23 protein-coding genes and 1 tRNA gene are annotated in these 20534 nt (G+C 73.0%); 10 read left to right on the top strand and 14 right to left on the bottom strand.

What is annotated here, in order from left to right:
• From sepX to N538_RS0111090, 6 genes are all read right to left on the bottom strand, one after another.
• Entirely contained in the window at positions 1-807 is an 807-nt protein-coding gene (gene sepX / locus N538_RS0111115; RefSeq protein WP_028637372.1) for a divisome protein SepX/GlpR, read from the bottom strand.
• A gap of 61 nt (positions 808-868) precedes the next feature.
• A complete protein-coding gene (locus tag N538_RS0111110; protein ID WP_028637371.1) occupies positions 869-1480 on the bottom strand; it encodes a GNAT family N-acetyltransferase in 612 nt (203 codons plus the stop codon).
• Positions 1477-1956, bottom strand: coding sequence for a MogA/MoaB family molybdenum cofactor biosynthesis protein (locus N538_RS0111105; protein WP_036570166.1), 480 nt, complete (start codon positions 1954-1956; stop codon positions 1477-1479). The genes N538_RS0111110 and N538_RS0111105 overlap by 4 nt, the downstream gene beginning before the upstream one ends.
• Positions 1953-2438: a cyclic pyranopterin monophosphate synthase MoaC gene (moaC, locus tag N538_RS0111100; RefSeq protein WP_028637369.1), complete on the bottom strand. Its 486-nt coding sequence runs from the start codon at positions 2436-2438 to the stop codon at positions 1953-1955. The genes N538_RS0111105 and moaC overlap by 4 nt, the downstream gene beginning before the upstream one ends.
• Entirely contained in the window at positions 2438-3670 is a 1233-nt protein-coding gene (gene glp / locus N538_RS0111095) for a molybdotransferase-like divisome protein Glp (RefSeq protein WP_028637368.1), read from the bottom strand. The genes moaC and glp overlap by 1 nt, the downstream gene beginning before the upstream one ends.
• Positions 3663-5063 carry a UTP--glucose-1-phosphate uridylyltransferase gene (locus N538_RS0111090; RefSeq protein ID WP_036570164.1) on the bottom strand — a complete coding sequence of 467 codons (1401 nt, stop codon included), beginning with the start codon at positions 5061-5063 and terminating at the stop codon, positions 3663-3665. Before N538_RS0111090 ends, glp begins: the two co-directional genes overlap by 8 nt.
• Positions 5064-5086: 23 nt before the next feature.
• On the opposite strand from N538_RS0111090, the gene N538_RS0111085 reads away from it, so the two are divergent.
• Positions 5087-5674 carry a 5-formyltetrahydrofolate cyclo-ligase gene (locus tag N538_RS0111085; protein ID WP_028637366.1) on the top strand — a complete coding sequence of 196 codons (588 nt, stop codon included), beginning with the start codon at positions 5087-5089 and terminating at the stop codon, positions 5672-5674.
• 8 nt (positions 5675-5682) lie between these two features.
• Here N538_RS0111085 and N538_RS0111080 read toward each other — a convergent pair whose 3' ends face one another.
• Positions 5683-8265: a penicillin acylase family protein gene (locus N538_RS0111080; protein WP_036570162.1), complete on the bottom strand. Its 2583-nt coding sequence runs from the start codon at positions 8263-8265 to the stop codon at positions 5683-5685.
• A gap of 81 nt (positions 8266-8346) precedes the next feature.
• On the opposite strand from N538_RS0111080, the gene N538_RS0111075 reads away from it, so the two are divergent.
• From N538_RS0111075 to N538_RS0111065, 3 genes are read left to right on the top strand one after another with little or no spacing between them, the layout of a single operon-like run.
• The gene (locus N538_RS0111075; protein ID WP_028637364.1) at positions 8347-8652 is read left to right on the top strand and encodes an FmdB family zinc ribbon protein; all 306 of its coding nucleotides are present in this window, start codon (positions 8347-8349) and stop codon (positions 8650-8652) included.
• A 56-nt stretch (positions 8653-8708) separates the two neighbouring features.
• Positions 8709-9329 carry an SAF domain-containing protein gene (locus tag N538_RS0111070; RefSeq protein WP_028637363.1) on the top strand — a complete coding sequence of 207 codons (621 nt, stop codon included), beginning with the start codon at positions 8709-8711 and terminating at the stop codon, positions 9327-9329.
• 9 nt (positions 9330-9338) lie between these two features.
• On the top strand, positions 9339-9713 hold the full coding sequence (locus tag N538_RS0111065; protein WP_028637362.1) for an MscL family protein: 375 nt from the start codon (positions 9339-9341) through the stop codon (positions 9711-9713).
• Here the strand turns inward: N538_RS0111065 and N538_RS28990 are convergent, their stop codons facing one another.
• Positions 9714-9884 (bottom strand): hypothetical protein, encoded by a 171-nt coding sequence (locus N538_RS28990; RefSeq protein WP_197025306.1) that lies wholly within the window; start codon positions 9882-9884, stop codon positions 9714-9716.
• 24 nt (positions 9885-9908) lie between these two features.
• A complete protein-coding gene (locus N538_RS0111055) occupies positions 9909-11093 on the bottom strand; it encodes an LCP family protein (RefSeq protein ID WP_028637361.1) in 1185 nt (394 codons plus the stop codon).
• A gap of 159 nt (positions 11094-11252) precedes the next feature.
• On the opposite strand from N538_RS0111055, the gene N538_RS0111050 reads away from it, so the two are divergent.
• Positions 11253-11328, top strand: a tRNA-Arg gene (locus tag N538_RS0111050).
• Between the two features lie 45 nt (positions 11329-11373).
• Here N538_RS0111050 and N538_RS0111045 read toward each other — a convergent pair.
• Entirely contained in the window at positions 11374-12396 is a 1023-nt protein-coding gene (locus N538_RS0111045) for a cation diffusion facilitator family transporter (protein ID WP_028637360.1), read from the bottom strand.
• 108 nt (positions 12397-12504) lie between these two features.
• Between N538_RS0111045 and N538_RS0111040 the strand changes: the two genes are divergently transcribed.
• Entirely contained in the window at positions 12505-12870 is a 366-nt protein-coding gene (locus tag N538_RS0111040; RefSeq protein WP_028637359.1) for an ArsR/SmtB family transcription factor, read from the top strand.
• 37 nt (positions 12871-12907) lie between these two features.
• Here N538_RS0111040 and N538_RS0111035 read toward each other — a convergent pair whose 3' ends face one another.
• Positions 12908-14065 (bottom strand): saccharopine dehydrogenase NADP-binding domain-containing protein, encoded by a 1158-nt coding sequence (locus N538_RS0111035; protein ID WP_036570258.1) that lies wholly within the window; start codon positions 14063-14065, stop codon positions 12908-12910.
• 43 nt (positions 14066-14108) lie between these two features.
• Between N538_RS0111035 and N538_RS0111030 the strand changes: the two genes are divergently transcribed.
• Together N538_RS0111030 and N538_RS24920 are read left to right on the top strand one after the other, a co-directional pair.
• Entirely contained in the window at positions 14109-14378 is a 270-nt protein-coding gene (locus tag N538_RS0111030; RefSeq protein ID WP_028637357.1) for a DUF2277 domain-containing protein, read from the top strand.
• Positions 14375-15184, top strand: coding sequence for an NAD-dependent protein deacetylase (locus N538_RS24920; protein ID WP_036570160.1), 810 nt, complete (start codon positions 14375-14377; stop codon positions 15182-15184). Before N538_RS0111030 ends, N538_RS24920 begins: the two co-directional genes overlap by 4 nt.
• A gap of 12 nt (positions 15185-15196) precedes the next feature.
• Here the strand turns inward: N538_RS24920 and N538_RS24915 are convergent, their stop codons facing one another.
• The gene (locus N538_RS24915; RefSeq protein ID WP_051549183.1) at positions 15197-16627 is read right to left on the bottom strand and encodes a serine/threonine-protein kinase; all 1431 of its coding nucleotides are present in this window, start codon (positions 16625-16627) and stop codon (positions 15197-15199) included.
• A 67-nt stretch (positions 16628-16694) separates the two neighbouring features.
• Complete coding sequence (locus tag N538_RS0111015) at positions 16695-17381, bottom strand: metal-dependent transcriptional regulator (protein WP_028637356.1); 687 nt, start codon at positions 17379-17381, stop codon at positions 16695-16697.
• 48 nt (positions 17382-17429) lie between these two features.
• On the opposite strand from N538_RS0111015, the gene N538_RS0111010 reads away from it, so the two are divergent.
• Complete coding sequence (locus N538_RS0111010) at positions 17430-18749, top strand: cryptochrome/photolyase family protein (RefSeq protein ID WP_028637355.1); 1320 nt, start codon at positions 17430-17432, stop codon at positions 18747-18749.
• Positions 18750-18800: 51 nt separating this feature from the next.
• Positions 18801-20381 (top strand): glycoside hydrolase family 13 protein, encoded by a 1581-nt coding sequence (locus N538_RS0111005; RefSeq protein WP_028637354.1) that lies wholly within the window; start codon positions 18801-18803, stop codon positions 20379-20381.
• Here the strand turns inward: N538_RS0111005 and N538_RS28405 are convergent.
• Entirely contained in the window at positions 20342-20518 is a 177-nt protein-coding gene (locus tag N538_RS28405; RefSeq protein WP_155992057.1) for a hypothetical protein, read from the bottom strand. The genes N538_RS0111005 and N538_RS28405 overlap by 40 nt on opposite strands.
• Between the last annotated feature and the right edge of the window lie 16 nt (positions 20519-20534).

Below are 20534 nucleotides of genomic sequence, written 5' to 3'. Positions count from 1 at the left end.
TCAGGAGCCGGTCGCGCGCTCCGCGTCCTCGCGCGCCTTGCGGGCCGCCTTGTCCGCCTCGTCGGCCTCGCGGGCGAGCTGCGCGTCGGACTCGGTGCGGCCCGAGGTCCACACGCCGGTGCCCTCGAGGTCGATGGTGCGGACGGTGCGGCGCGTCGCGGCCGGCTTGCCGACGTACGTCGGGAGCGTGACCGGGACCGGGTCCCACAGCGCCGGGTCGACGATCGCGGCCATGCCGGCGGAGGTGTCGGCCATCGGGTCGGCGTCCTGCTCTTCCTTCTCATCCTCGACGAGGACGCGGCCCTCCATGGACCCGGCCTCGGCATCGGTCTCCATCGCAGTCGCGACGCGTGCGGCCGGCGACAGCGCCTTCCGCTCGCCCTTCACCATGATCCGGCAGGCGACCAGCCACGCGACCAGGAGGCCGGCCGGGATCGCGACGTACGCCCAGGCGACCACGCCGGACGCGGCGACGCCGGCCACCACCAGGTTCGCGACCAGGATGAGCGCCAGGACGTTGCGCCGGCGCTTGGTGGCCCGCTTGGCCGCTGCACGTCGGGCGCGGGCCTGCGCCGGGTCGAGCTCGGCCGTGGCGGCAGCGGGGGCTGCCGGCGCGGCGGTGTTGACTACCAGCCGGGCCGACCTGGGGCTCACCGGCTCACGCCGGGCCAGCACCCGCATCCGGTGCGAGAAGCCGTCGACGGACCGCGACGTGGCGCCGTCGCTGTGGTGACGGAGCGCCATGGGAACGAGGTAGACGGCCCACGCCACAGCGAGGGCGACGAAGATCAGTGCGCTCAGGTCCACGAGTCAGAGGTTAGGAGCGCTACCGCAGCTGGCTTCGGATGTCCACCAGTGTGTCGCAAAATCACTCATGTGACTCGTGGTGCTGGAGTCGTGCGAGCAGCCCGTCCGGCACCTCCTCGACGGTGACCGCATAGAGCCGGTGGTCGCGCCACTCGCCGTCGATGTGCAGGAACTTCGGCGCGTACCCGACCTCCCGCAGCCCGAGCTTCTCGACCACCCGCAGCGAGTTGGAGTTCTCCGGCCGGATCGCGACCTCGATCCGGTGCAGCCCGGCGGCGGTGAAGCAGTGGTCGATCACCAGCGCGACGGCGCGCGGCATCACGTCGTGCCCGGCGTGCTCCCGGTCCAGCCAGTAGCCGATCGAGCCGAACTGCGCCGAGCCACGCACCACGTTGTTGACCGTCACCTGGCCCGCGAACCTCCCGTCCACGTCGATGGCGAACGGGTACGTCGTGCCGGCGCGGGCCTGCCGGTGCAGCCGCCAGACCAGCGCGCGGAACGACGAGGGCCGGGCGTCGGCGCCCGGTGGGACGGTGGCGTCCCAGGGCCGGAGCCACGCGGCGTTGCGCCGCCGGGCGTCACGCCAGGAGCGCGCGTCGGAGTAGGCGAGCGGACGGACGGTGACCTCGCCGGCGGTGAGCCGGGCCGGCCACGCGCTCGACCACGGCCTCAATGGTCACTCCCCACGACCTGTTCGGCAGCGTGCACGAGGATCGGCCGGAGCACGGCGATCGCGTCCTTCACGCCGCCGCGCGAGCCGGGCAGGTTCACGACCAGGCTGGTGCCGACCACGCCCGCCAGCCCGCGCGAGAGCACGGCCGTCGGCACACCCTGCGCGACGCCGTACGCCCGGATCGCCTCGGCGATGCCCGGCACCTCGCGGTCGAGCAGCGTCCGGGTCACCTCGGGGGTCCGGTCGGTCGGGGTGAGGCCGGTGCCGCCAGTGGTCAGCACCACACGAGCGCCGCCGTCGGCAGCGGCGCGGATCGCCGCGCCCACCGGCTCGCCGTCCGGTACGACGACGGGCGGCTGGACCGCGAAGCCGAGCTCGCGCAGGAAGTCCACGAGCAGCGGCCCGGTGGTGTCCTCGTAGACACCGGCCGCGGCGCGGTTGGACGCGACCACGACCTCGGCCCGCAGGCTGGTCATCGCGACCAGTCCCCCGACTTCCCGCCGGACTTGGCCTCGACACGCACCTCGGTGATGACCGCGGACTTGTCGACGGCCTTGACCATGTCGACCACGGTGAGTCCGGCGACCGCGACGGCGGTGAGCGCCTCCATCTCGACGCCGGTCCGGTCGGAGGTCTTGACCGTCGCGGTGATCTCGACGGCGTCGTCGGCGACGGTCAGGTCCAGGGTCACGCCGGAGATCGCGAGCGGGTGGCAGAGAGGGATCAGCGCGGGCGTCTGCTTCGCGCCCATGATCCCGGCGATCCGCGCCACCGCGAGTGCATCACCCTTGGGCACGCCCTCGCCGCGCAGCAGCGCCACCACCTCGGCCGAGACGAGCACCCGGCCGGACGCGGTCGCCGTACGAGCCGTGACGTCCTTGCCGGACACGTCGACCATCCGCGCGGCGCCGGACTCGTCGACGTGCGTCAGGCCTCCCGGATCCGGCAGAGCGGACATCAGAACTCCTCGTCGAGCCTCAGCACCTGGACCTGCTCGCCGGCCGCGATCCGGGCCACGCCCTCGGGCACCACGACCAGCGCGTCGGACTGTGCCAGATCGCCGATCAGGTGGGAACCGTGTCCGCCGACCGGCGTCACGGCGGGGCCGGCCTTGTCGACGGCGTACGACGCGCGGGCGAACTGCCGGCGGCCGTCCGGCGAGGTGAGGTCATGGGTGAGCCGCGCCGTGGTGGTCGGGCGCCCGTAGGGCCGCAGCCCCATCAGCTTGCGGATCGCGGGGAGCACGAAGGTCTCGAAGGAGACGTAGGAGGAGACCGGGTTGCCCGGCAGCGTGAAGATCGGCGTGCCGTCGTCGCCCAGCCGGCCGAAGCCCTGCGGCTTGCCGGGCTGCATCGCGACACCGCCGAACCACACCGACCCGAGTGGCGCGAGCGCCTCCTTCACGACGTCGAAGTCGCCCTGCGACACCCCGCCACTGGTGACCACGAGGTCGGCGCGGACCAGCTGGTCGTCGAGAGCCTCGAGGAAGGCCCGCGGCTCGTCGGGCACGATGCCGACGCGGTACGCGATCGCGCCCGCTCGCCGCGCGGAGGCCGCGAGCAGGAACGAGTTGCCGTCGTAGATCGAGTCGTGTCCGAGCTCGGCGCCGGGCTCCCGGAGCTCCGAGCCGGTCGAGATCACCACCACCCGGGGACGGGGCCGGGCGGGCACGGTAGGACGGCCCACCGCCGCGAGCAGCCCGAGGTGGCGCGGGCCGAGCACGGTGCCCTCGGAGACGAGCACGTCGCCGACCCGCACGTCGTCGCCGACCGGCCGGACGTGCTGGCGGTACGACGGGGCGCGCTCGATGCGCACCTGCGCGACGCCGCGGTCGGTCCACTCGTACGGCACCACGGAGTCCGCCCCGGCCGGGACCGGGGCCCCGGTCATGATCTTGACCGCGGTCCCCGGCGACATCGCGAGCAGCTGCGCCTGGCCGGCCCCGATCTCGCCGACCACGGGCAGGTGCACCGGGGCCTCGGCCGAGGCCGTGGCGACGTCCTGGTGCCGGACGGCGTACCCGTCCATGGCGGAGTTGTCGAAGGAGGGCAGGTCGATCGTCGCGACCACGTCCTCGGCAGCGGCGAGCCCGAGCGCCTCCATCAGCGGCTGGGGGTAGGCCGGCAGCGGCTCGATGGCCGCCAGGATCCGCGCGAGGTGGTCGTCGACCGTGGTCAGGCCGTCAGCCATCGGCACCGTCGGCACCGTCGGTCGAGAGGACGGTGTCGGCGCCGACCCGCTGGGCCGAAGTGGCGTCGAGCTCGACGTCGCCGATCACCTGGACGCCGTGGCCGAAGGTCCAGTCCCCGGAGACCTTGAGCGAGCCCGCCTTCTTCAACGAGGGCGCGCCCTCGGGGAAGCGCTTGTCGAAGTCGCGCACCAGCTTGTAGTGCTCGCTGTCCAGGTCGACGTACGGCACCTCGGCGGCGGCCTGGTCGAGCACGAAGTCGCCGCGGATGTCGTAGACGTCGGACCGCAGCACCAGCAGGTCGTTGGTGGTCTTCACCGGCACGAACCGGTCGCGGCCGACCTCGATCAGCCGGGAGTCGTCGAAGACCTCGACGGCGGCGCCCATCGCGGTCTCGACCTGGATCACCTCGGGGGTGGACCTGTCCCCCGGGTCGACGTTCTTGACGTTGCGGATCAGCGGCAGCCCGAGGATGCCGTCGCGCACGTCGAGGGCGTGCTTCATCGCGGCCAGGTCGAACCAGAGGTTGTTCGTGGAGGCGAACCGGTGCCGGTCCAGGTCGGCGAGCGCCGCCTGGTCCGCCGCCGGCGTCTGGGCGGTCTCGCGGAGCACGATCCGGCCGTCGGCCTTGCGGCGGGCGAAGTGGCCGCCCTTGCGGTCCGACGGCGTACGGCGTACCGCCTCGATCGCGAACGGCGCCCCGGTGCCGGCGAACCAGCCGGCGATCCGGGGCTCGGGCACGGCGCCGAGGTTGTCGGAGTTCGAGACGAAGACCCGCTCGTAGCCGGCGGCGATCAGCTTGTCGAGCAGGCCGGAGCCGCGCATCGCGGTGTAGAGGTCGCCGTGGCCGGGCGGGCACCACTCGAGGTCGGGGTCCTTGGGCCAGCTCACCGGCGTGAGGTCCTTGACCAGCAGCTTGGGCTCCTTGTTCTGCAGGAACTCCAGCGGCAGCCCCTCGACCGGGAGGCCGTCGTACCGTGCCAGGGCGGCCATCGTGTCGGCCGAGGTCCGGAAGCTGTTCATGAAGAGCAGCGGGAGCGTCGCGTCGTACTCCTCGCGCAGGTGCAGGACCTGACGGGCGATCACGTCGAGGAAGGACAGGCCGCGACGAACGCACAGCAGCGACTTGGCGCGGTCCATGCCCATCGAGGTGCCGAGGCCGCCGTTCAGCTTGATCACGGCCGTGCTGCGGATGGCCGCGGCGGCGGCCTCGTCGGAGACATCGACGCCGGCGAGCGACTCCATGTCGACGGGCTCGATCGACGCCTCCGGGATCATCCCGGTCTCACCGTGCTCGAGGAGCCGGTAGTAGTGAGCGAACGTGTCGATCGCCACCGGGTCGACCCCGGCCGCCGTCATCTTGTCGCGTGCCTTGTTCAGGCCAGCACTTCCCATGCTCACGATCGTAGGCTTCCCCCGTGAAGGGCACGCAATCACCCGCGAAGATCGCGGTTCGGGACCGGTTGCTGACCGCCCGCAACCGCCGCCCGATCGCCGAGGTCGGCGCGGCGGCGCGGAAGCTCGCCGAGCACCTGCTGGCCACGGTGGACGTACGGCGGGCGGCGACCGTGGCTGCGTACGTCTCGATGAACGGCGAGCCCGGCACCGGTCCCCTGCTCGACGGGCTGCGCCGGGCCGGCAAGCGGGTGATCCTCCCGGTCCTGCTGCCCGACGGCGACCTGGACTGGGCGGTGTACCGCGACGCCGGCGACCTGGCGCCCGCGCGGCTCGGGCTGCTGGAACCCATCGGCGAGCGGCTCGGCCCGGACGCGGTCGCGACCGCCGACGTGGTGATCGTGCCGGCGCTCGCGGTCTCGCCCACGGGCGTACGCCTCGGCCGCGGCGGCGGCTCCTACGACCGCGCCCTCGGCCGGGTGCCCGTCGGCACCTTCACCTGCGCCCTGCTCTACGACGGGGAGGTCGGCCTCGACATCCCCGTGGAGCCCCACGACCGCCCGGTCCTCTTCGCGGCCACCCCCTCCGGCCTCCGCCCCCTCCGCCGTTGAGTTCCGACTCAACCGTCGGCGGGGGCGGGGAGGAGGGTGAGTACGTCGGCGCCGGCGCGCTCGACCGCGTCGGGAGAGAACGGCCAGGGCAGGGTCCTGCCGTCGACGTACAGGTCGGTCTGGTCGGTGTAGTGCCGGTCGAACGGGTGTCCGGAGACGCCGGTGAGGTTGATCCAGCGGGAGTCGTCCCAGTCGGCGAGCGACACGACCATCCGCATCGAGGGGGCGCTCTCGACGCCGTACCCCTCCGCGGCGTCCCACGACGACGCGTCGACGGTGGACGAGCCGCCGCCGACCTCCCAGCCGTCCCGGTTGACCAGCCACTCGACCGCGCCGGTGCCGGACTCGCCGAGTGACGGGCTGTGCAGGTCCAGCCGGTGCAGGTGCCCCCAGGTCCAGTCGTCGCTGTCCAGCGCCTGCCGCCGGGTCAGCTCGTCGCGCGCGTCGAGCATCGCCTGCCGCAGGATGTCGTCGCGGGTCTCGTCGACGTCGGCCGTGTTCGCGTCGTCCCACCACGCGGAGCTCGGGTCGTGCAGCAGGTTCGTGACGACGGCGTACCACCGGTCCCCGCCGTCGGGCCAGATGCCGGTCGGCAGGTCGTCGTGGAAGGTGAGCGCCAGCAGGTTGCGCCACACCACGTTGAAGTACGCCGCGCCCGGGCTGTCGGCGTCCTGGTGGAAGTCCCAGGCCCGCAGCTGCTGCTGGCCCGCGGAGTAGTAGCCGTGCGGCAGGTCGATGTCGAGGAGGTACGGCGTGAGCTCGGCCGCCATCGGGTGCAGGTCGTCGAGCTGCATGGCGAGCATGTCGTCCATCGACACCGTCCCGTCGCCGTCGAGCTGCCGCTGGAGCAGGTCACGGATCCGCTGCGACCGGTAGCCGCGGTCCCAGTCGTCGGTGAGGAAGTACGGGTAGTCCGGCCCGGTGACCGCCTGGTTCGCGGTCACCACGAACCCCTCGTCGGGGTCGAGCACGCTCGGCAGCCCGTCGAACGGCACGTCGTCGCCGGTCCAGTCGTCCTCGGGCTTCCAGCCCGCGGCCGGGAGCAGCCCGTCGTTGCCGGACTTGCGGATCGGGACGCGCCCGGGCGCCTGGTAGCCGATGTGACCGTCGCGGTCGGCGTACACCAGGTTCTGGGCCGGTACGTCGAACGACGCGGCCGCGGCCCGGAAGCTCTCCCAGTCCGTCGCGGCGTCGATCCCGAGGACGGCGTCCGCGGTCGGCGACGGCTGGAGCGCGGTCCACTGGAGCGCGACGGCGTACGTCCCGGCGCGCACCCCGGGCGGGTCCTCCCCCACGTCCGCCACGTCGTCGGCGACGTCGGAGAGCAGCGGCCCGTGCGCCGTGGACCGGACCGTCAGCGTGACGTCGGCGCCGTTGACCACCTTGATCGTCTCGGTCCGGCGGCGTAGTGGCCGCCAGCGCCCGTCGTACCGCCACCGGTCGCCCTCGACCCGCTCGAGATAGAGGTCGCTGACGTCGGGGCCGAGGTTGGTGAAGCCCCAGGCGATGTCCCGGTTGTGGCCGATGATCACGCCGGGCACGCCGGAGAAGGTGAACCCGGCGACGTCCAACGGGCAGTCGTCGGTGACCTCGCGGCAGTGCAGGCCCATCTGCATCCAGACACCGGGCAGCGAGACGCCGAGGTGCGGGTCGTTCGCGAGCAGCGGCTCGCCGGTGTCGGTGTGGTCCCCGGCGACGACCCAGCTGTTGCTGCCGAGGCCGTCGCCGTGGCCGAGCAGCGGCGGCAGCTTCGCAAGGCCGGCACGCAGCCGGGCCAGCGCGCCGCGCATGTCGGCGGTGTACGCCGGCCGGCGGGGGTTGCGCGTGCCCGGGCCGGTCGCGTCCTGCTCGAAGACGCCGTCGACCACGGCGCCCTGCCGCACGATCGGCGCGTGCGCGTCGTAGTCGTACGCCGGGTAGAGCTGCCGCACCTGGCGGGCGGTGTGCCCCGCCAGCGCCAGGACCCGGTCGATCTCGTCGGTCATGTTGCCGCGCAGGTCCCACGCCATCGCCTTCAGCCACGCCAGGGAGTCGACCGGTGTCCACGGCTCCGGCTCGTAGCCGAGGCCGCCGGCGTTGAGGACCGTGTACTCGACGGCGATCTGGCTGGGCGTGTGGGTGTCGAGGTAGGCGTTGACGCCGTCGGCGTAGGCCTCGAGGGCGGCGCGGGTCTCCGGCGAGACCAGCGCGAGCTCCTGCCCGGCGACCCGGCGCCAGCCCATGGTGCGGACGTACTCGTCGCTCTCCAGCCCGGCCGTGCCGAACATCTCCGCGAGCCGTCCGGCGGTCGCGTGCCGACGGACGTCCATCTCGAAGAACCGCTCCTGGGCGTGCACGTAGCCCTGCGCCATCATCAGGTCGTCGACGGAGTCGGCGTAGACCTGCGGGATCCCGGCGTCGTCGCGCACCACGGTCACCTTCCCGGCGAGCCCGGGGACGTCGATCTCGCCGGTCGTCTGCGGGAACGGCTCCCGCACCAGGTGGACGGCGGTGAGCAGCGTCGCGATCAGGAGGACGACCACGCCGGCAGCGACGTACGTCGCGATCCGGGCCGCGCGCGGCCACCCCCGGAACCCCAGCCCACCAACCATGTCGCCGCTCATTGTGCCGTGTCGTACCATTGGCACTCGTCAGGGCCGAGTGCCAATGACCGGCCATCGCGGAGGAGAACCGTGCCGACCTACCAGTACGCCTGCACCGAGTGCGCCCATGCCTTCGAGCGGGTCCAGAGCTTTTCGGACGACGCGCTCACCGAGTGCCCTGAGTGCCGCGGCCGGCTGCGCAAGGTGTTCAACGCGGTCGGCGTGGTGTTCAAGGGCTCGGGCTTCTACCGCACCGACAGCCGCTCCGGGAGCGCCTCGGACGCCCCCGCGGCCTCGACGACCGAGACGAAGACCGAGACGAAGACCGGGGCCAAGACGGAGACCAAGAGCGAGGCGAAGCCCGCAGCCGCGGCCGCCTCGACGTCCTCCGACTGAGGGGGGCCCTGTGGAGGGCCGACGCGCCGCCGGCTGATCCCGCCTAGCGTCGCGGCATGCGCCGCCTCGCCCCGATCCTCCGCCCGGTACGCCGGGCCGTGCTCGCCCGGCGCCGGCTGCTGGCCGCGCTACTGACCGCCGTCGCGGTCGCGACCGGCCTGCACGCGGCCACCGCCACCCCACCCCCCGAGGTGCGGGTCGTCGTCGCCGCGCACGACCTCCCGTCCGGCACGGTCCTCGGCGACGAGGACCTGCGCACGGTCGGGTTCCGGCCGGGCTCGGTCCCCGCCGGCGTGGCCGCCGCGCCCGCGGGCCGCACCCTCGCAGCGCCGCTGCGCGCGGGCGAGCCGGTCACCGACGTCCGACTCGTCGGGCCGTCACTGACCGAGGGCTATCCCGGGCTGGCGGCCGTGCCGGTGCGGCTGCCGGACGCGGCGATGGCGGACCTGCTGGCGGTCGGCGACCGGGTGGACCTGGTCTCGGCAGATCCGCAGGGCAGCGGCGCGACGGTGGTGGCGTCCGGCGTACCGGTGCTGGCGCTCCCCGCCGGCGACGGCGAGGTCGGTGCCGCCGAGCTGACCGGCCGGCTGGTCGTGGTGGGCGCGGCGCCTGCGGACGTGGCCCGGATCGCGGACGCGTCGGTGCGGACCTTCCTCACGGTCGCGTTTCCCGGCTAGCGTGCGGGCATGACCGGGTTCAAGAACTTCATCCTCCGGGGCAACCTCGTCGAGCTGGCGGTTGCGTTGATCATGGCGCTCGCCTTCACCGCGGTGATCACCGCCACCGTCGACCTCATCATGGGCCTGATCGGGAAGGTCGGCGGCCAGCCGGACTTCACGGGCTGGACGCCGGGCGGTCTCCCCTTCGGCGCCTGGGTCACGGCGGTGATCAGCTTCGTGATCATCGCGGCCGTCGTCTACTTCCTCATCGTGATGCCCTACACCAAGGCCAACGAGAAGTTCTTCCCTGCCGAGGACCCGGGCACCCCCGTGGACATCCAGCTGCTGGAGGAGATCCGCGACCTCCTGGCCGCACAGCAGGGGCGTCCGCCGACGATCTGATCAGGTCCCGTGGTGCGGGGGCACCTGGTCCCGCAGCCACTGGTCGCCGTCCCGCTCCTGCGCCGGCGCGTCGTCCCGCTCGTCGCTCGTGGTCTCCGGGAGCGCGTCGCCGAACACCTCGGCGAGCCGCTTGCGGCGCTCCCAGGCGGTCTCGGACTGGCGCTCGGTCATGGGCGCTGCCTCATCTGCGCTGCCTCATGTGCACAGACCGGCGTCCTCGAGTGCCTGCTTGTCGGCCTCGTTCTTGCCACCGTTGCCGGACGAGGAGGGCGACCCGGAGCCGGGCACGTTGCCGGCGCTGATCACGTCGTCGCTGAGCTTCTTGGTCAGCGGCTCGTCGTGGGCGATCTTCTTCCACACCTGCTTGGCCTCGGGCTGCTTCCAGACCAGGCGGTTGGGGTCGGCCGGGTCCGGCACGTTCGGGATCGTGATGAACTGGATGTTGTCGAGCCCGATGTTCTTGAACTGGATGCCGAGCTTGGTGATGTCCACGAGGTTGTCGAAGCCCTTGTCGACCGTCAGCGACTTGGTCGCGGCGTCGAGGAACCGCAGCAGGTGGTCCGGTCGGGCCAGCGTGCCGGCGGTGACGACCTGGTGGGCCATCGAGGCGATGAACGCCTGCTGGCGCTTCATCCGCCCGATGTCGGAGCCGTTGCCGACGACGTACCGCTCCCGCACGTAGTTGAGGGCCTCCTTGCCCTTGATCTTGCGGGTGCCCGCCGGGATGTTGATGCCGTGCGAGGGGTCGACGATCGGCTCGGGGATGCAGACCTCGACGCCGCCGATCGCGTCGACCATGCCCTGGAAGCCCTCGAAGTTGACCACGACGAAGTGGTCGAGGCGGATCCCCGTCAGCTGCTCGAACTGCTGGATGGTGCAGGCCGGCCCGCCGAGGCCGAACGCCTCGTTCCACATCACGTTGTCCGCGCCGGGGATCGTCGACCCGTCCTGGGCCTTGCAGTCCGGTCGGTCGACCAGGAGGTCGCGCGGGATCGAGATGCCGTACGCCCGCTCCCGGTCCGCCGAGAGGTGGAACAGGATCGTGGTGTCCGAGCGCTGCCCGCCGCCGGTCAGGTTGTCGATGTTGCAGCCGGCGCAGTCGCGGCTGTCCGACCCCATCACGAGCACGTTGAGCGGCTCCTGCGGCCCGGTGACGGCGAACTTGTCCGGCCGGTTCTCCAGCTGCGAGGTGATGTCGATGCCGTTGAGGTTGCCGCTGAGGTGCCGGTAGAGCCAGATGGTGCCGAGACCGGTCACCATGGCGAGGACGAGCACGCTGGCGAGCAGCACCTTGCCGACCGTGTGCCGCTTGCGGACCTTGCCGCGGCGCTTGGGGACGACGGGGTCGCGCTCGGCGCTCTCAGGCGCAGCGTCGGACATCGTCGAACCTCGTGGTCTCGGGGACAGGGCCGTCGTCAACGTACGGCCCGAACCTTAAGTCTCCCTGTGACCAGCGCGTTCAAACAAAACGTCGGTACGCCGAGCCGGCCCGCCAGCCCCACGTGAAACACTGTGCGCCGACGTCACACCGGCGTCGCTGCCCCAGTAGCTCAGCGGATAGAGCAGCCGCCTCCTAAGCGAAAGGTCGCAGGTTCGACTCCTGCCTGGGGCACCAACCACGTGTGTTACGTCGCCTGAGAGGCGACATTCGGGCTCGCGGTCACCGTCGTGCAGGTGCTGCTGGACTGACGTGGATGACGGCATCGGTCAGCCTGGCGATGCCCGCCACGAGGCGGTCCTGGGCGTGGTGGCTGATGTCGTGGGCGGCGACCACGTCGAGGTCGTCAGCGACCACGATGCCCGCGTCGGCGCTCATCCGGTGCCCGAGCCACCGCAGCCGGACGTGCTCGACCTCGAGGACGCCGGGCGTGGCGGCGAGGATGCCACGGGCCCGATCGGTCGTCGCCGGGTCGACGGCGTCCATGAGACGCCGGTAGATGTCGCGCGCCGCGCCGCGCAACACCACCAGGATCGCCAGGGTGATGAGAAGGCCGACCAGGGGGTCGGCGAGCGGGAACCCGACCAGCACCCCGATTGCGCCCAGCACGACCGCCAGGGAGGTGAACCCGTCGGTGCGGGCGTGCAGACCGTCCGCGACCAGCGCCGCCGAGCCGATCTGGCGCCCGACCCGGATGCGGTAGGACGCGACGACCTCGTTGCCGACGAACCCGATGACCCCGGCAGCCATCAGCACCCAGGGATGCCCGAGGTCGGCGGGGTCGAGGAGCCGGCGGATCGACTCGACTCCGGCGACCACGGCCGACGCGGCGATCATCGCGATGATGAAGATGCCGGCCAGGTCCTCGGCGCGGCCGTACCCGTAGGTGAACCGTGCGTTCGGGCGGCGGCGGGAGAGCGCGAACGCGACCCACAGTGGGACGGCGGTCAGCGCGTCGGAGAAGTTGTGGATGGTGTCGGCCAGCAGGGCGACCGATCCGGTGACGGCGACGAGGACCGCCTGGACGAGCGCGGTGAGGCCGAGGACGACGAGGCTGGTCTTGACCGCTCGGATGCCCTGGGAGCTGGCCTCGAGGGCATCGTCCACCGAGTCCGCCGCATCGTGGCTGTGCGGCCGGAACAGCTCGGACAGCCAGCCCTTCACGCCGCCTGCGTGCCCGTGGTCGTGGTCCTGGTCGTGCTCGTGGTCGTGGTCGTGGTCGTGGTCGTGGTGGGTGGATCTCATGGTGGTGCTCCGATGGACTCGACCTGGCGGGGCTGAAGGGCGCGGGCGCCGACGCCGACCATCGTAGAACACATGAAGGAGCGCTCATATTTGGCGTACGGTTGGCTCGTGGGACACCAGCGCAACGGCAACCGACTCGCAGGAGCAGCACGCGACCGGCTGGGCGACGACGACGCCACCACCGTTGCGGCAGTCCTTCACGGACTCGCGACCCCCAGCCGTCTCCACCTCATCGTTGCTCTCCAGCACGGGCCGCTCACGGTGGGCGAGCTCATCGCCGCGGTCGACATGTCCCAGTCCGCCGTGTCCCACCAGCTGCGGAAGCTGCGCGAGCTGCGATTCGTCGTTGCCGAACGTCACGGCCGCCACGTCGTGTACCGGCTGTTCGACGACCACGTCATCGACATCATCGACCAGGCCCTCTCGCACACCGAACACGTCCAGCTCGCAGGTGAACCGGTCCTCCGGCCGTGATCCTGCGTGGGCAGTACGCTCACCGCCCGGGGCACCCCTACTCGACGACCTCGAACCGGATCCCGGCCGCCTGCAGCCGCGCGAGCAGGTTGTCGCCCATCGCCTGCGCGGTGGTGACCTGGCCCGCGGTCGGGGGGTTGTCGTCGAGCGCGAGGCAGAGGGCGGACTCGGCGAGCATCTTCGCGGTCTCGGTGTAGCCGGGGTCGCCGCCGCTGACCCGGGTGTGCACCGTGCGGCCGTCGCCCTCGCCGACGAAGTCGACGCGGAACCACGACTTCGCGCGGCGCCCCTCGTCGGGACCCTCGCCCTGCGGCACCCTGCCGAGCAGGAAGTTCCGCACCGGCGGGACCTGGGCGGCACCGAACAGCGCGGCGACGCCGACCGCGCCGCCGACGGCGTACCGCAGCGTCCTGGTGCCGGCGTAGTGGGAGTAGCTGAAGTCGGGGCCGTACGCCGGGAGCGCGGCGCCGCTGCGGGCGACGACGAACGGGTCGATGGTGGGCAGCGGGAGCAGCCAGTACTTCAGCAGGGGGTCGCGATGCGGCTTGCCGGACACAGCGCGCGACCGGCGGCCCTCGGGTCGCGGCTCCGCCCGGCGGCGCTCCTGCATCACGGCGCGCATCTGGCGGGCCCGGGAGAACTGGCCGAGCGCGGAGTGGATGGTGCCGCCGGACGCCGTCGCGCCGGTGCGGACGACGCCGCGCATCCGCACGGGCCCGGAGGCGGCGAGCTGCTGGACGCAGTGCATCGCGCCGAGGTCGTGCGGGATCGAGTCGAAGCCGCAGGCATGCACGAGCCGGGCGCCGGTGCGCTCGGCCGTGGCGTGGTGCTGCAGGTAGACCCGGTCCACGAACTCCGGCTCGCCGGTGAGGTCGACGTAGTCGGTCCCGGCCTCGGCGCAGGCGGCGACCAGCGGCTCGCCGTGCTCCAGGTAGGGCCCGACGGTCGTGATCACCACGCGGGTGCTCGCCGCGAGGTCGGCCAGGGAGGCGGGGTCGCTGGTGTCGGCGTGCAGCAGCGGCACGTCCACCCCGATCCGGTCCCGGACGGCCTCGAGCCTGGCCGGGTTGCGCCCGGCGAGCGCCCAGCGCAGGCCCGCCGGTGCGTGCCGGGCGAGGTACTCGGCGGTCAGCCCACCGGTGAAGCCGGTCGCGCCGACCAGGACGACGTCGTGCTCGCGGTTCGCGGAGGTCATGGAGGCCATGCTGGCAGGTGCGTGGGCGACGTACGCTCGGGGCATGTGCCGGAACATCCGCCCCCTGAACAACTTCGAGCCGCCGGCGACCCGCGACGAGGTGAGCGCGGCTGCGCTGCAGTACGTCCGCAAGGTGAGCGGCACGACGAAGCCGAGCCAGGCGAACCAGGCAGCGTTCGACCGCGCGGTCGCCGAGATCGCGCACATCACCGAGCACCTGCTCGACGACCTGGTGACCACGGCGCCGCCGAAGGACCGCGACGTCGAGGCCGCCAAGGCCCGCGCGCGCGCCGAGCTCCGCTACGCCCGGTGATCGAGGCCCTCGACCTCCTGCACGGCCGTCCGCTGGTCGTGCTGACCGGCGCCGGGCTGTCCACGGACTCCGGGATCCCGGACTACCGCGGGCCTGGCTCCCCGTCGCGGCTCCCGATGACCTACCAGGAGTTCGTCTCCGGACCGGCCGCCCGGCAGCGGTACTGGGCGCGCAGCCACCTCGGCTGGGGACGGATGCGGCGGGCCGACCCCAACCCCGGCCACCTCGCGCTCGCCGAGATCGCGCCCGAACTGCTGATCACCCAGAACGTCGACGGCCTGCACGAGCGCGCCGGCACCCCACGCCTGGTGGCGCTGCACGGCCGGATCGCCGACGTGGTCTGCCTCGGCTGCCGGCAGACGTCGGCGCGGGCGGCCCTGCAGGAGCGCTTGGCGGAGCTGAACCCCGGCTTCGCGGAGCGGTACGCCGACGTGGCGGTCCGCCCGGACGGCGACGTCGACCTCGAGGAGACCGCCGGGTTCGTCGTACCGCCGTGTGCCGCGTGCGGCGGCGTGCTGAAGCCGGACGTCGTGTTCTTCGGGGAGAACGTCCCGGCGCCGCGCGTCGAGCGGTGCTACGCGGCGGTCGACGGCCTCGCCGGCACGCGCGGTGCCCTCCTCGTGGCGGGCTCGAGCCTCACCGTGATGTCCGGCTTCCGCTTCGTGCGGCGCGCCGCGAAGGCCGGTGTCCCGGTGGTGATCGTCAACCGCGGACAGACCAGGGGCGACGAGCTGGCCACCTGCAAGGTCGAGGCCGGGTGCAGTGAGTTCCTGGCGGGGCTCAGGTCGTCACGAGCTGCCGCGTGAGCGACCGCCCGGTCATCCCGTCCCGATGTCCTCGGCGATGATCCAGCCCGCACCGCTCTTCTCCATCCGCAGCTGCCGGGTCTCGGAGTCGTCCCCGTTGTAGGTGAGCTCGACCGACACGACGTCGTCCGAGAGTGACGTCCCGCCCACCTCGACCGACTCGATCCCGCCCCAGAACGCGGCGTAGTTGCCGTACCCGTGGGCGCTCGCCCGCGCCTGCGGCCCCAGCATCTGCCACGCGTCCTCCGTGTCGTCGGGCAGGAGACCGTAGTAGGCCTCGACCGCCTGCTCGGGATCGGTCGCGACGGGCACCGACCCGGTCGGCGACGCCTCCACCGGGGCGGTCGCCGTCGTCGTCACCGTCGCCGTCGCCGTGGACGGCTCCCCGGAGGGCGTGGACGACCGGCTGGTCGAGGTCTTCGGATGCCCGGCCGAGGAGCCTCCGGAGGGGTCGTCGGAGCGCAGCGCATACGCCGCCGCGGCGACGCCGCCCACGAGCAGGAGGACCACGAGCGCGACGACCAGCGGCCACCGCGTGCGGTGCCCGGTGCCGTCGTCCGGCGGGGACGCTGCGGCCGTCCCCGCCACCGGGGTGTCGGGTCCGGGGCGTCGTGGCGCCGTCTCGAGCGTGGCCGGCGCCCGGTGCTGCTCGTGCAACCGCCTCAGCGCGTGGGCGGCATCGGCCATCGACCACCGCGAGACCGGGTCCGGGTCCAGCATCCGGCCGATCGCGTCGGTCAGGAACCCGGCATGCGCGGGCGGAGCCGGCCGGGCCTCCGCGATGGCGGTCAGCGTGGCGATCGCGTTGCCCCGGTCCTCGATGGGCGGGGAGCCCTCGACGGCGGCGTAGAGGGTGGCGCCGAGCGCCCAGACGTCGTCCGCCCGAGTCGGGGCCAGGCCCCGGGCCAGCTGCGGCGAGAAGTACAGCGGGGTGCCCATCACCATCCCGGTCTGCGTCAGCTGGGCGTCACCGGCGGTGCGGGCGATCCCGAAGTCGCTGATCTTCGCGACCTCACCGTCGATGAGGACGTTGCCCGGCTTGACGTCGCGGTGGACGGTCCCGCGCGCGTGCGCGGCGGCCAGCCCGTCGGCCACCTGGGCACCGATGTACGCCACCCGTTCGGGGTCGAGCCGACCCTCCCGCGCCATCAGCTCCGAGAGCGTGGAGCCGGGCACGTACTCCATCACCAGCCAGATGTGGTCGTCGACCTCCACGGCGTCGTAGACCGACACGACGTGCGGATGGTTGAGGGCGGCCGACGAGCGGGCTTCGCGCAGGGCACGGGCGAGGTCGGGTGCCGACTCGCCGGGCATCAGGCCGACCTGCTTGACCGCGACCTCCCGGCCCAGGACCTCGTCCCGGCACAGCCACACCGTGCCCATCCCGCCCCGGCCGATGGCGCGCTCGACGTGGTAGCGCCCCGCGATGGTCTCCGGTGGCATGCGGGGGCGGTACCCGCACCGGGCCAGGGTGAAGCCTGTCGCGGTCGCGACCCCGGGTCGAGGCCGCTCAGAGCTTCCGGACGAAGATGTGGGCGGCCGCCTCGGGCTCGATCTCGGCGGTCTCGCCGCCGGAGCCGACGAGGATGCCCTCGGCGGTCGCGACCACGGTGACGGTCTTGTCGGGGAGGGCGCCGACCCGGCGCATGGCGCTCATCAGCACCTCGTCCTTCTGCATCTCCTCGGAGATGCGGCGGACCAGGACCCGGCCCTCCTGCGGGCTGGCGGCGGTGGAGAGCGGCTCGACGCCGTCCATGAACTCCTCGCCGACCTCGCTCTCGCCGAGCTCGTCCAGGCCCGGGATCGGGTTGCCGTACGGCGACTCGGTCGGGTGGTCGAGCAGCTCGAGGAGCCGCCGCTCGACGGTCTCCGACATCACGTGCTCCCAGCGGCAGGCCTCCTCGTGCACGAGCTCCCACTCGAGGCCGATCACGTCGGTCAGCAGCCGCTCGGCCAGCCGGTGCTTGCGCATCACCCGGGTGGCCAGCCGGTCACCCTCGTCGGTGAGCTGGAGGTGGCGGTCCCCCTCGACGGTGAGCAGCCCGTCGCGCTCCATCCGGGCCACCGTCTGGGACACGGTCGGGCCGCTCTGGTGGAGTCGCTCGGCGATCCGGGCACGCAGCGGGACGATGCCCTCCTCGACCAGCTCGTAGATGGTCCGGAGGTACATCTCGGTGGTGTCGATCAGATCGCTCACGTCGCTCATTCTGTCCCATGCCTCCAGCGGCTGGCAGGCTGGCGGGTGATGCCCTCCGTGATGTGGTTCCGCCGCGACCTGCGGCTCCGTGACAACCCCGCGCTCGTCGAGGCCGCCGCGGACGGGCCGGTCCTCCCGCTGTTCGTGCTCGACCCCGCGCTCTGGGGGCCGGCCGGCCCGAGCCGGCGGGCGTACCTCGCGGCGTCGCTCCGCGCCCTCGACGCGCCGGTCGCCGTCGTGGCGGGCGACCCGGTACGCCGGGTGCTGCTGGCCGCGCAGTCGGTGGCGGCCGAGCGGGTGCACGTCGCCGCGGACTTCGGGCCGTACGGAGCCCGCCGGGACGCCGCGGTCGAGGCGGCGCTGGCCGAGCACGGGGTCGAGCTGGTGCGCACCGGCTCGCCGTACGCCGTCGGGCCGGGACGGGTGACCAGCGGCAGCGGCGAGCCGTACCGGGTCTACACGCCGTTCTCGCGCGCCTGGGCCGAGCACGGCTGGCGCGGGCCGGTCGACGCGCCGACGGGGGTCCGCTGGCTCGGGCTCGCCGGGGGCACCACCGACCTCCCGGAGCCGGCGCTGCCCGACGGCCTGGAGCTCCCCGCGGCCGGCGAGGAGGCCGCGCTGCGCCAGTGGCAGGACTTCCTCGACCGGGTCGACGGCTACGACGAGGAGCGGGACCGGCCCGACCTGGACTCCACGTCGCGGATGTCGGTCCACCTGCGGTGGGGCGAGGTGCATCCGCGGACCCTGCTCGCCGACCTGGCCCGCAGGCGCAGCGCGGGCGCCGCGACGTACCGCAAGGAGCTGGCCTGGCGCGAGTTCTTCGCCGACCTGCTGGCGGCGCGACCGCAGACGGCCCGGGAGTACCTGCGGCCCGAGTACGCCCGGATGCGGTACGACGAGCCGGGCCCGCTGCTGACGGCCTGGCAGGAGGGCCGCACCGGCTTCCCGATCGTCGACGCCGGCATGCGCCAGCTCCGGGCGACCGGCTGGATGCACAACCGGGTGCGCATGGTGGTCGCGAGCTTCCTCGTCAAGGACCTGCACCTGGAGTGGCAGCACGGCGCCCGGCACTTCATGCGCTGGCTGGCCGACGCCGACCTCGCCTCCAACCAGCAGAACTGGCAGTGGGCGGCGGGCAGCGGGGTCGACGCGGCGCCGTACTTCCGGGTCTTCAACCCGACCACCCAGGGCCGCACGTTCGACCCCGCCGGCAGTTACGTGCGCCGCTGGGTGCCGGAGCTCGCGGACGCCGCGGACCCGCACGACCCGGGCCCCGAGGACCGGCGCGCGGCCGGCTACCCCGAGCCGGTCGTCGACCACGCCGCGGAGCGACGCGAGGCGCTGGCGAGGTGGGAGGCCATCCGGTGACGGCGCGCGTGCCCGCGTGAGTCCCGCCGGGCGACCACTACGATGGAGGCCATGGGTTTGAACGATCAAACGAGCGCCGGTCGTCACGAGTGGTGGCGGCACGCGGTCACCTACCAGATCTACCCCCGCAGCTTCGCGGACGGGAACGGCGACGGCGTCGGCGACCTGCCGGGCATCACGTCGCGGCTGCCGTACCTGCGCGACCTCGGCGTCGACGCGATCTGGCTCTCGCCGTTCTACAGGTCCCCGCAGAAGGACCACGGGTACGACGTCGCGGACTACTGCGACGTGGACCCGCTGTTCGGCTCCCTCGCCGACGCCGACGTCCTGCTCGAGCAGGCGCACGAGGTGGGGCTCAAGGTGATCGTCGACCTGGTCCCCAACCACACCTCCGACCAGCACCCCTGGTTCCGCGCGGCGCTGGCCGCCGGGCCGGGCAGCCCCGAGCGCGCGCGGTACATCTTCCGCGACAGCGCGGACGGCCCGCCGAACAACTGGCGGTCGGTCTTCGGCGGTCCCGCGTGGACGCAGGTCGAGGCCGGCCCAGGCGAGGTCGGTCAGTGGTACCTCCACCTCTTCGACGCGAGCCAGCCGGACCTGGACTGGCGCAACCCCGAGGTCGGCGACATGTTCGTCGACGTCCTGCGGTTCTGGCTGGACCGCGGCGTCGACGGCTTCCGCGTCGACGTGGCGCACGGGCTCTTCAAGGAGGAGGGCCTCCCGGACACCGTGACGAGCGCGCGCAAGGAGTCGATGGTCGAGGCCCCCGACGTCGAGGGACCGATGTGGGACCAGCCCGAGGTGCACGACGTCTACCGCCGCTGGCACGAGGTGCTGGCCAAGTACGACGGCGACCGGATGCTGGTGGCCGAGGCCTGGACCCCCACGCCGGAGTCGATGGCCCGGTACATCCGCGAGGACGAGATGAGCCAGGCGTTCAACTTCGCCTGGCTCCTGGCGCCCTGGTCGGCGAGCGCGTTCGCCGAGGTCGTCACCAGCACCCTGGACGCGGTCGGGCTGGTCGACGGCACGCCCACCTGGGTGCTGTCCAACCACGACGTCGTACGCCACCCGACCCGGTACGGCGGCGGCGAGGTCGGCCTCGCCCGCGCTCGGGCCGCGACGCTGGCGATGCTGGCGCTGCCCGGCTCGGCGTACCTCTACCAGGGCGAGGAGCTCGGCCTGGAGCAGGTCGAGGTCGAGCCGGAGTTCCGCCAGGACCCCTCCTGGTTCCGGACCGGCGAGCCCGGGCGCGACGGCTGCCGGGTCCCGATCCCGTGGAGCGGCGAGACCCCGCCGTACGGCTTCGGGCCGGGCACCGGCCAGCCCTGGATCCCGCAGCCGGCCACGTGGGGTCCGCTCACCGTGGCGGCCGAGGAGGCTGACCCCGCGTCGACCATCTCCTTCTACCGCGCGGCGCTGGCCACCCGGCGCACGTTCGCGACATCCGCCGGCGACCGCGTCGAGCTGCTCGACCGCGGCGCCGACGTGCTCGCGTTCCGCCGCGGCCCGATCACGGTCGTGCTCAACTGCGGGTCGGACCCGGTGCCGCTGCCGGACGGCGAGGTGCTGATGGCCAGCGGGCCGATCGACTACAACCTGCCCGCGAACACCGCCGTCTGGGTCCGCTGATCGCCGAGGTGGTCGGTCGGGTCACCGAGCAGCAGCACGATCACCAGCATGACCAGGAGCACGGCCAGGATCCCGCCGACCGCGAGGAACATGACCCGGCGGGTCGTGCGGACCGGTTGCCGCTCGCTCTCGTCCATGCCGGCGGCGGTACCC

The sequence above is a fragment of the Nocardioides sp. URHA0032 genome (assembly GCF_000620645.1).
Taxonomy (GTDB): domain Bacteria; phylum Actinomycetota; class Actinomycetes; order Propionibacteriales; family Nocardioidaceae; genus Nocardioides.
Note: the sequence above shows the minus strand (reverse complement) of the source record. Positions and strands in the feature narration are given on the sequence as shown.

What these genes read in the sequence shown, in the direction of transcription:
- N538_RS0111005 (WP_028637354.1), top strand. Translation starts at nt 18,801, where the DNA reads ATGGGTTTGAACGATCAAACGAGCGCCGGTCGTCACGAGTGGTGGCGG.
- N538_RS0111065 (WP_028637362.1), top strand. Translation starts at nt 9,339, where the DNA reads ATGACCGGGTTCAAGAACTTCATCCTCCGGGGCAACCTCGTCGAGCTG.
- N538_RS0111080 (WP_036570162.1), bottom strand. Translation starts at nt 8,265, where the DNA reads ATGGTTGGTGGGCTGGGGTTCCGGGGGTGGCCGCGCGCGGCCCGGATC.
- glp (WP_028637368.1), bottom strand. Translation starts at nt 3,670, where the DNA reads ATGGCTGACGGCCTGACCACGGTCGACGACCACCTCGCGCGGATCCTG.
- N538_RS0111070 (WP_028637363.1), top strand. Translation starts at nt 8,709, where the DNA reads ATGCGCCGCCTCGCCCCGATCCTCCGCCCGGTACGCCGGGCCGTGCTC.
- moaC (WP_028637369.1), bottom strand. Translation starts at nt 2,438, where the DNA reads ATGTCCGCTCTGCCGGATCCGGGAGGCCTGACGCACGTCGACGAGTCC.
- N538_RS0111045 (WP_028637360.1), bottom strand. Translation starts at nt 12,396, where the DNA reads ATGAGATCCACCCACCACGACCACGACCACGACCACGACCACGAGCAC.
- N538_RS0111055 (WP_028637361.1), bottom strand. Translation starts at nt 11,093, where the DNA reads ATGTCCGACGCTGCGCCTGAGAGCGCCGAGCGCGACCCCGTCGTCCCC.
- N538_RS0111030 (WP_028637357.1), top strand. Translation starts at nt 14,109, where the DNA reads ATGTGCCGGAACATCCGCCCCCTGAACAACTTCGAGCCGCCGGCGACC.
- N538_RS0111090 (WP_036570164.1), bottom strand. Translation starts at nt 5,063, where the DNA reads ATGGGAAGTGCTGGCCTGAACAAGGCACGCGACAAGATGACGGCGGCC.
- N538_RS28405 (WP_155992057.1), bottom strand. Translation starts at nt 20,518, where the DNA reads ATGGACGAGAGCGAGCGGCAACCGGTCCGCACGACCCGCCGGGTCATG.
- N538_RS0111105 (WP_036570166.1), bottom strand. Translation starts at nt 1,956, where the DNA reads ATGACCAGCCTGCGGGCCGAGGTCGTGGTCGCGTCCAACCGCGCCGCG.
- N538_RS28990 (WP_197025306.1), bottom strand. Translation starts at nt 9,884, where the DNA reads ATGACCGAGCGCCAGTCCGAGACCGCCTGGGAGCGCCGCAAGCGGCTC.
- N538_RS24915 (WP_051549183.1), bottom strand. Translation starts at nt 16,627, where the DNA reads ATGCCACCGGAGACCATCGCGGGGCGCTACCACGTCGAGCGCGCCATC.
- N538_RS0111035 (WP_036570258.1), bottom strand. Translation starts at nt 14,065, where the DNA reads ATGACCTCCGCGAACCGCGAGCACGACGTCGTCCTGGTCGGCGCGACC.
- N538_RS0111010 (WP_028637355.1), top strand. Translation starts at nt 17,430, where the DNA reads ATGCCCTCCGTGATGTGGTTCCGCCGCGACCTGCGGCTCCGTGACAAC.